Source organism: Empedobacter sp. GD03861 (genome assembly GCF_029840885.1).
In the GTDB taxonomy this organism is placed as follows: Bacteria; Bacteroidota; Bacteroidia; order Flavobacteriales; family Weeksellaceae; genus Empedobacter; species Empedobacter falsenii_B.
The window spans coordinates 1-8,409 of the sequence record NZ_JAOCDJ010000060.1 but is presented as its reverse complement, the minus strand read 5'-3'; the positions used below and the strand labels follow the sequence as shown (position 1 = coordinate 8,409).

Genomic DNA, 8,409 nt, shown 5'->3' with positions numbered 1-8,409 from the left:
ACCTGCTGGCCTTCTGTCTGTCGTGTCGTTGTATGCCTTGTCAATAGTGAGTTTTCCTGTCATTATCTGCTGTGTTTGTTGGCCTATTTGTCGGTGTATTTTTATTTTTTTGAAGCGTTGGGAAATTTTTAAAAACAATTTTGTCTGCGTTGGCAAAGTAAGCTCTTTTGCAATTTTTGGTCTGTGCGTTGGATTGTGCGAATTGCAAATGTGCTTGCTTTTAGCGTGGGCTTTCCTTTGGTTTCATAAATATTGATATTAAAAGTCCTATACCTACAACTACGTCAACTATGTTCCACATCTCTCTGCCAAGTGCAATTTTGAAAAACGGTTGAAACAGTAAGGCAAGTCCACCGAAAATTATCATTTCCATCTGTCTGCCTTGTTCGTGAGCTTGATAAGCTAATATTGCAAATCCAATTAGTCCTGCGAACCTTACAAACTGATAGTAGCCGTATGGCATATCTGCCAAACAAACAAAAAATAAAATCGCTAAGATTATTTTAATTGCTTTATCCATTGTCAATAATATTTAATGTAAAACAAGCCTGTTCCGGGTATGCCAAAACTCCAATACTTTCTACCGTCTGGACTTACACCAAAACGAAACCCTAAAAACCCAAAACTTGTTCCGACTCCCTTTTTGGATACGGTTGCTCTGAATGGGCCAATATTCTTTGATTTTCTAAAACGCCAAGCCATAACTACATAGTTTTAATCAATTTTATTGTGCTTTTTCCTAAACTCTTCAATTTTTTGTCTTGCTATTTTGTTTTGAACATTTGCAATTTCAGTCAATAATTCTTTATGTAAACCGTTCTCTATTTGTGTACGTTCTTTAGTTTGCACTTGTTCGGCTTCATACTCAATATCTCGAATTGTTTTTTGTTGTTTTAGATATTCAGATGTTCTTTCCTCTAATTCGAGTTCTAAGTCCTTTTCTTTTCTGTAAATAGCCCTGTCATAAGCACCAATTGGTGTTGCTATTTTAGCAATGGTTGGTAAAATCTCAATCGTAAAAAAGAGTATTCGGATCAACCATAACAACATAAAAATTGTAGCTCCTTCTGGAATTTCAGGATTATTTGGTGTTGCCAAATTTTCTAAAACCATAAAACGCAAAACAAATCCTTTTTTATCTTTGATTTTGTCTTGAAATTCATTTTTTGCTGTATCGGCTGTAGCAAGTCCTTTGTTTATGGAAGTGCTTGTTTGTACAATGTTGTCATTTAGTCTTTTTTGTTCTCCTTTGAGGTTAGCAATCCAATCATCAATGTATTTTTGTCTTCGATTTTTTAAGTCATCTAATCCCTTTCTGTCAAATTTGTTTAAATTGTCTTGTGCTTGTCTTCTTTGTGCGAGTTTGTTCTCGTAAGTTCTCCATTGTTGCGAGTTTCTGTTTTTTACATAACTTTCGCTACTATAATCATAATATGTTGGAACATTATTGTAGGCACTATTTGCTTCTGTTCGAGCTGTGTTTAACCTTCTTGTAAGAGCATCAAAATCATTTTGTTTAGTTTGAATTTCAGATTTGAGTCTGTCATATTCTGGGTCGCCTTTTGGTTCACCTTGTGATAACTGTGTTTCAACTTTTCCTAATACAAGACTGTCATTACTTAAAATACGTTGTTTATCTGATATTGCTTCATTTCTTTTAGATGCTTGTTGAACAGAATAAACTTGGTCAAGTTTATATTTGTCCATATGCAAGTCGATATTTTCCTTAAAAATCAACAATTCCAAAGGAATCGAGATAATAAAAGCAATCAAAACAGCCAAAACTGCTCTTGATAAAAAGGCAGGCCAAAAATTCTGTTTTTCTTTCGTTGGGTCTTTCTTTAATGTAACAACCATACTTCGGTCGATACTGAAAATTAACGAAGCCCAAATAATACCGAATACGATAGCGGATAAATAACTTTCTCCAAAATAATAACCTGCATAGCTTCCAGAAAAGAAAGCTAATAAAGTGGTCATAAAAATTGTAAAGCCTATTCCTGCTTGTCTGTTGTAATCTGTCGGGCAATCTTTTAAAATACTGATTTCTGCTCCTGACAATAGCCAAAAGAAATACTGAGTTTTTGAATATTTATATTTTTTAGGAGAAGTTTTGCTCATAATTCTGTTTAACTAGAGTGTAATTAGATTTTCTGTTTTTAAAAATTAAAAAATAGGGTGTAATGAAAACAAATGCTATCATTATCAATATGGCTATGCAGATGAATAAAATTACTTTTCCTTCTGTTTCTACAAACCAACTTTTATATAAACCTAAAGGCATTAGCCATAATTGTTCAAAGTTTCCAAGTGTCATTTTTCCTGTTTTCAAATAAAGTTGAAATAGGATTTGATGTTCAAAAAGGAATAAGCAAAAAGGAATAGCAAGTATCAATGTAAAAATTAAATTGATAAAAAATTGCGTTATGAATATTCCTGTTTTTGGATTGGTATGATGAACTTCGTTCAAAAACTTCATCCATTTATAAAAAATGAAAGTTACCAACGTAGCGACGAGAAACCCCAATATTAAATAGCTCGAAATAAATACTTTGTAACTCGTAATAACCGAAGCAAAAACAATCAGTATTTGAAACAAGAAAAACATTCCTATTCCTGCAATTTTATTGTGCAAGACAGGACAGTATTCCATTAGAAAGCAATCATAATTTGCCAGTTTCCAAAGTTTTTGTTGAATTTTTGTACTCATCTATTTCAGTATTTTTTGCAATGAGTTTAGAATATTGAATCTTTTTATCGGTTTCATTGCAGTTTGAAAACCGATTTGAGATTCATTGAGAATTGTCTCAGATAATTCCTTAAAATCCAATTCAAAACTTGGAATTAAATCCTTTCCATTAGGTAATCTTGGGATAATACTCGGATTGAATGTTGGAATATTTTGTACCTCAATTTTTATTTGTGAACTGGTTACGGAAAACAGTTCATTATTAGCTTTCAGATAAAAAACAGTTGTCCTTTTAGGTAAAATCTCAATTTCGCTTTTTCCTGTTACATCAATATCAGCCTGCATATTTGAGGACAATGTAATACTCGAAGCGTTATCAATTTCCCAACTCAATTTTACAGGTAAAGTTTCAACCACAAATTCCAAATCTGAAACAAACGATTTGATTTCAACTCTTTTGAAAACCTTAATCGTAATTTCTTTTTCTTCTTTTGTAATTCCGTCTAATGCTGTAACAATTACTTTGTAATTGGTGTGTTCCGTAGGCGAAATGGATTTCCCTCCTTTATTTGGAATAACCTCCATATTTCCCAACCAATGTAATTCTACTTTTTCTGCATTTTCAATATCCCAAACTAATTGTGTTTCTTTTCCGTATTCTATTTTTTGTTGTTTAGAACGAAATTCTTTGATTTTTGGAAGTGGAAGAACCGTTACGGATAGTTCATTTTCTGTTTTATCAAAGGCATTTTCTGCAAGTAACTTGTATATAGCTGTATTGGTTGGCGAAACAGAAATAGAATGCTTTCCTGTTACATTTCCGACACCATTGTTTATTGAAATTTTATCATAATTCTCAATATTCCACGATAATTCAATGGCTTTCCCTTTTAGAACTTCCTTTTCATTCGAGCCAAAATTGATTATTTTAGGTGCTTTTAAATAATGTTCAAAAGACGTAAGATTTAGATAATTATTTTCTGATAAATAGCTGTTCAAAATTCTTGTCAGACTTTTAATAGAATTAGATAGCTTTTGTAAATCGTTATAGATTTCAGAGTTTTCAAAATCTTTAAAGTCGGTTTCAGTAAAAAGTAGAAAATTCTCTTTTGTTTTTAATTCATACTTATTCCATAATTGGGAATTTTCGGACAAAGCGAGAATAGCAATATAAATCACTAATTCCGAAAAATAATCCGCTTTTAAAGATGCTTTTCCTGCTTTAAAACGTGAGGGATGTTGATAACCTTTTAATCCTGTAACTAATTCTTTTTGTCCTTCAATTTCAGGAATACAAATTGAATCATAATCTACAAGTTTGATACTTCCGTTTCGGTCAATCAAAATATTTCCTTCCTGTAAATCTCCGTGAGAAATTTTGTTTTCTCGTAGAGTTTTACACATTTCCAGAAAATCATTAGCAAGTTTAGTTAGTTTGTTCTTGTTGCCTAAATTTTCTTCAAGATATTCTTTTAGCAATTTTCCCTCAAGCCATTCCATTCGGATGGTGTCCAATAAATTTCCATTTACCAAAATTCCTTTTTCATCATAGATGAAATCAGCAAAATAGGGTAGTTCTTTTTCTGAAAGATATTTTGATATTTTTCGATAACGCTCTTTATATTCACCTTTTTCTTTGAGATTATGCCAAACTCTAAATGCCCATTTTTTATTCTGATGTTCCAATTGAAACACCATATTAAAACCACCAGTAAAACAATAAAGACTACCATTCTTGTTTAGTTTTGGTTTTGCTCCCAGCAATTCAGGCACTTTTAAAAAAGTGTCCGAATTTTTTATGGCTGTAATAATATCTTGTTGACTTACTGACATTCTTAAAATTTATCGAAAATTGACTTTACGTTGTTTATTCTTGGTTGTGGCTTTGTTTCTTTTGGTTTGTCCCATTTTGCCATTATTTTTTCAATAGGCAAAAGTTGCACTTCGTTTCCTTTGACTGCAAAACCATATTGAGGTTTTATGCTTTCAAACTTGTCATTGAATTGAGCAATAACAGTTGGTTGATTTTTAATAACGATGATATTTTCATCATTTAATCTTGCTTTAAATGTCCAATTATATGAACCTGTTATTACCGTAAAATCATCAACAATGCAAAATTTATTGTGCATAAGTTTGTCTTTAGCACCATCATTGATATTTCCAATATATCCGACATATCCATTGTTTTGCAACAATTCTTTAAAATCAACTCGTGAATTTTTGTTGAACTCGTGATTTGCTACAATGATATAAACTTGAACACCTCTGTTTTGAGCTTGAATAATGCTTTGGTAAATTTCAACATCAGTAAACCACGCAACACAAATTTTCAGACTTTTATTTGAAGCCGAAATTTGATTGATGATTTGATAGTGTATGTCTTCAAAATAAACCTCCGTCATTGCTAAAATTTATTCGTTATGTTGTTTACATCAGGAAGTTTTACTTCTTTTTTACTTGGCGGATTGGGTTGTTTGTCGAATTTGTCAAAAATATTGTCTTTGATAACTTCCATTCTGTCAATTAGTAAATTTTCTAATGGTTCTAATTGTTGAATATCACTTTTTGCTAACTGTTCTTTCATTTTATTGGTCAAATCCACAATCGTTTGATTATTGGATTGTGATAAACTATTTATTAAAATCGAATAGTTTACGTTAGTAAAATCCTCTTTTGAAAAAAGTAAATCTTCGGTTTCATAATATTTCTCCCATAAACTTGGTTGATTTTCAAATACAAGTAGCGATAAATAAATTACTAATTCTGAAAAGTAATCCAGTTTAGGGTTTACAAACCTGTTTGCAGACCGTGACGGATGTTGATAACCGGGCAAACCTTTAATTGAATCAGTCATTCCTTCAAGTGGTTTGATGTACATTGAATCGTAATCAATAATCGTTAAACTGCAATCAGGATTAACCAAAATATTTCCGTGTTGCAAATCTCCGTGAGCAATATTTTGCTGATGAAAATAAGCAATCATTTCTTTAAAATTCTCTCGTACTTTAGAGATTGAAGTAGGATTTGAATGTATATTATCGTTGATAAAATCTTTCAAAGTTTTTCCTTCAACCCAATCCATTAGTACAATAGGGTAGATGTTCCCATTGATAAGAAGTGCTTCTTCCAAATACTTAAAATCGCAGAAATAGGAATTGTTCAGATTTGCTAAATAAGTCGATATTTCCTGACTTCTTCGTTTAGCATCTCCAATGTCGGCAATCCAACAACGTAAAGCTACTTTTTGGGAATTACTTGTATGAAACGGAAAAACAGTTGTATAACCTCCTGAATATTGAATAACACGAGAACCTTTTTGGATAATCGTTCCTCCGATGAGTTCGCTTGCTTTAAAGCTAACTTGCGGATTTCGCATTGCTGTAACTATATCAGTTCTTGAAGGATAAATATTTGCCATACGTTAGAATTTATCAAAAATTGATTTAGTTTTTGGATTGTCGGAAACTATATTCTGAATTGGTTCAGATGATTTTTCTTCTTCCTGATTTTGTTCTGAAAGATTATCATTTTCGACAGTCAAATTATCCTCTTCTGTGTTTTCTTTTACACTTTCATCAAGCTGTTTTTCCTCCTCTTTTTTTTCCTCCGAACTTTCTTTTTCGCTACTCTCGTTCTCAGTTGATTGTTCAACTTGCTTGATTATCTCATTTTCAGAATTTTCTTCTTTGGCAGATTGTTCTTCTTCCTTGTTTTCTTCTTCATTTTCGCTTAAAGAATGTTGAGAAGAAACTTCTTTTTTTTTAGCTTCTTCAAGTTTCCCTGCTTCTTCTTTAATAAGCTCTGATAAAAGAGTTACTTCGATATTAGAATAGGAAAATTCTTTTTTGCCATCGTCAAAAAGTTCGAGTATCAAAACTGCGGAATCATCGTCATTCAATCGGTTTGCATTTCTTTCATTTGCAATTGTTTCAAGATATTGTTCTTGGGTTTTGATGTTGTCAAGTGTCTGTTTGGCTTGTTCTGTGTTTTGTAAAAACCATTCAGCAAGAGCATCGGTCATTAAATAAAAAGTTCCTTCTTTTATTTTTTCTCCTTTAATTGGTTTTTTTTCTCCTTTATGAGAATTCCCAATACTTGATAAATAATCAGGGAAGTTATCAAATACAATAGGTTCGGGTTTAGTGGATAATTTAATTTCAATCTCTGTTGAACCCTTTGGAATGAAAAACAAAAAACTATCTCCTAATGCTTGTGCAATCCATTTTTGGTCAGACTCTAAAAATTGAAGTCCTACAAAAGTTGCCAACGCAGGGTCTTTCCTATTGTATTGAGATTTTGTAAACCATTTGGTTTCGGGTTGATTTACAATTTCATCAATTTTGGATTGCCATTCTTTTTGACTTTCAACAATAAATTCATTGTTATCTTTCCAATCTTTTTGATTGACATATTTATTTGCCAATATATCCGACCAAATTTTTGGAAAAAACGATTTTGAAACACCGTCAGAAATAGCGAATTTATTATGCTCAATGTTTACAGCATAATTATCCGCACAATCTGAATATAATTCTGATTTCTTACTTGTTATGAATCCTTTTATATTAATTTTCATTTCTTAAATAATTCTGTCTGTTCCTCCAGATGAACCAAAATTGATAAACTTGATAAGGGTTTCAGGACCAGCATTTGAAACAAAACCTCTTGAATCTACGTCTGTTACAAATTCGTGTTTTCTTGCGGCTTCACGGTATGTTTCAGGTACTTTACTTGAAATTTTGAAAAGTATTTTTCCTTCTTCATCTGAAACTTCGCTTTCGGTTGATGAAAACTTTGTTTCGTTAAATGGTGGTTGTCCTAAATGAACATTGAAAATTAGAGGATTTCCATCACCAGTATTGATATTCATAATACTATTTGCGGTTGATATTGTTTTTTCAATATCGTCCAATGGATTTCCTCCTGTGTATGGCATTCCGTCTGATACGTTTATAATTACAGGTGCAGGATTATCAGGTTTTTTAGTTATCCAACCATCAATTAATTGCTTTGCAAAATCAAGAGCTTCTGCCATTGGTGTTAATCCGTTTCGAGGACAAGTCGGTTCTACATACATAGCCATTTCTTCCTCAATTTCGACTAAACCTCCAGCACCGTCCGATACTTTCTTTTTTATTTTCTCAACTCTTAAAGGACTATCAGCAAAGGCACTTAAATAGTCGGAACGAATATCATCAACTGAATTTCCGCCTTTTCCACCATAGCCAATAAGAGATAAAAACACTCTGTCTTTAATTTTATCTCCTGCACTATTTGTGAAAATTAAATCGTTAATTGTTCTGTTGATAACGAGAGAGGTAAACTCTGCTTTGTTTTTTCCACCTGTATAATCTTCTCCCATAGAACCTGATTGGTCAATCAAGAAAATGATGTAACCAGGATTTGCGGAACTCCATTGTTTTGAATTGTTACTCATAATTTATTTTGTTTTAAAAGTTTCATATTTCATCGGTGAATTGGCAAAAAAATGGCTCTTTTGGTTTTTTGAAGCGTTGGCTTTGTGTGTCGGCAAAAACCAAATGTGCCATTTGTGCGGTTGGCTAAAATTGTTTTTAAAAAATGTGCGTTGGGAAAAAATAAAAATACAGAAGCGTTGGCTTTTGGGTCGGCTGTCTGTCGGTTCAATTGTCCCGTTACTTTATGTTTATTTCTGTCGTTCATTTTTGCTGTGTCGTCTTTTAGGCTTGCAGGTAACG

Annotated in this window: 9 protein-coding genes; all 9 read right to left on the bottom strand. The window is 32.2% G+C overall.

The window, feature by feature from the left end; genetic code table 11:
* Positions 1-220: 220 nt before the first annotated feature.
* A complete protein-coding gene (locus N5D03_RS14305; RefSeq protein ID WP_280052044.1) occupies positions 221-520 on the bottom strand; it encodes a DUF6804 family protein in 300 nt (99 codons plus the stop codon).
* A gap of 194 nt (positions 521-714) precedes the next feature.
* Positions 715-2,121 (bottom strand): DUF4407 domain-containing protein, encoded by a 1,407-nt coding sequence (locus tag N5D03_RS14300; RefSeq protein ID WP_280052043.1) that lies wholly within the window; start codon positions 2,119-2,121, stop codon positions 715-717.
* Positions 2,102-2,710: a hypothetical protein gene (locus N5D03_RS14295; RefSeq protein ID WP_280052042.1), complete on the bottom strand. Its 609-nt coding sequence runs from the start codon at positions 2,708-2,710 to the stop codon at positions 2,102-2,104. The genes N5D03_RS14300 and N5D03_RS14295 overlap by 20 nt, the downstream gene beginning before the upstream one ends.
* Positions 2,711-4,522: a hypothetical protein gene (locus tag N5D03_RS14290; protein ID WP_280052041.1), complete on the bottom strand. Its 1,812-nt coding sequence runs from the start codon at positions 4,520-4,522 to the stop codon at positions 2,711-2,713.
* A gap of 2 nt (positions 4,523-4,524) precedes the next feature.
* Positions 4,525-5,094 (bottom strand): phospholipase D-like domain-containing protein, encoded by a 570-nt coding sequence (locus tag N5D03_RS14285; RefSeq protein WP_280052039.1) that lies wholly within the window; start codon positions 5,092-5,094, stop codon positions 4,525-4,527.
* Between the two features lie 2 nt (positions 5,095-5,096).
* The gene (locus N5D03_RS14280; RefSeq protein ID WP_280052037.1) at positions 5,097-6,110 is read right to left on the bottom strand and encodes a hypothetical protein; all 1,014 of its coding nucleotides are present in this window, start codon (positions 6,108-6,110) and stop codon (positions 5,097-5,099) included.
* A gap of 3 nt (positions 6,111-6,113) precedes the next feature.
* Positions 6,114-7,268 (bottom strand): hypothetical protein, encoded by a 1,155-nt coding sequence (locus N5D03_RS14275; RefSeq protein WP_280052035.1) that lies wholly within the window; start codon positions 7,266-7,268, stop codon positions 6,114-6,116.
* A gap of 3 nt (positions 7,269-7,271) precedes the next feature.
* Complete coding sequence (locus N5D03_RS14270; RefSeq protein ID WP_280052034.1) at positions 7,272-8,129, bottom strand: hypothetical protein; 858 nt, start codon at positions 8,127-8,129, stop codon at positions 7,272-7,274.
* Positions 8,130-8,158: 29 nt separating this feature from the next.
* Positions 8,159-8,409: hypothetical protein (locus N5D03_RS14265; protein WP_280052032.1), on the bottom strand; the 251-nt coding region annotated here is incomplete at its 5' end.

Coding starts and splice junctions, on each gene's coding strand:
- N5D03_RS14305 (WP_280052044.1), bottom strand. CDS start 520: ATGGATAAAGCAATTAAAATAATCTTAGCGATTTTATTTTTTGTTTGT.
- N5D03_RS14300 (WP_280052043.1), bottom strand. CDS start 2,121: ATGAGCAAAACTTCTCCTAAAAAATATAAATATTCAAAAACTCAGTAT.
- N5D03_RS14295 (WP_280052042.1), bottom strand. CDS start 2,710: ATGAGTACAAAAATTCAACAAAAACTTTGGAAACTGGCAAATTATGAT.
- N5D03_RS14290 (WP_280052041.1), bottom strand. CDS start 4,522: ATGTCAGTAAGTCAACAAGATATTATTACAGCCATAAAAAATTCGGAC.
- N5D03_RS14285 (WP_280052039.1), bottom strand. CDS start 5,094: ATGACGGAGGTTTATTTTGAAGACATACACTATCAAATCATCAATCAA.
- N5D03_RS14280 (WP_280052037.1), bottom strand. CDS start 6,110: ATGGCAAATATTTATCCTTCAAGAACTGATATAGTTACAGCAATGCGA.
- N5D03_RS14275 (WP_280052035.1), bottom strand. CDS start 7,268: ATGAAAATTAATATAAAAGGATTCATAACAAGTAAGAAATCAGAATTA.
- N5D03_RS14270 (WP_280052034.1), bottom strand. CDS start 8,129: ATGAGTAACAATTCAAAACAATGGAGTTCCGCAAATCCTGGTTACATC.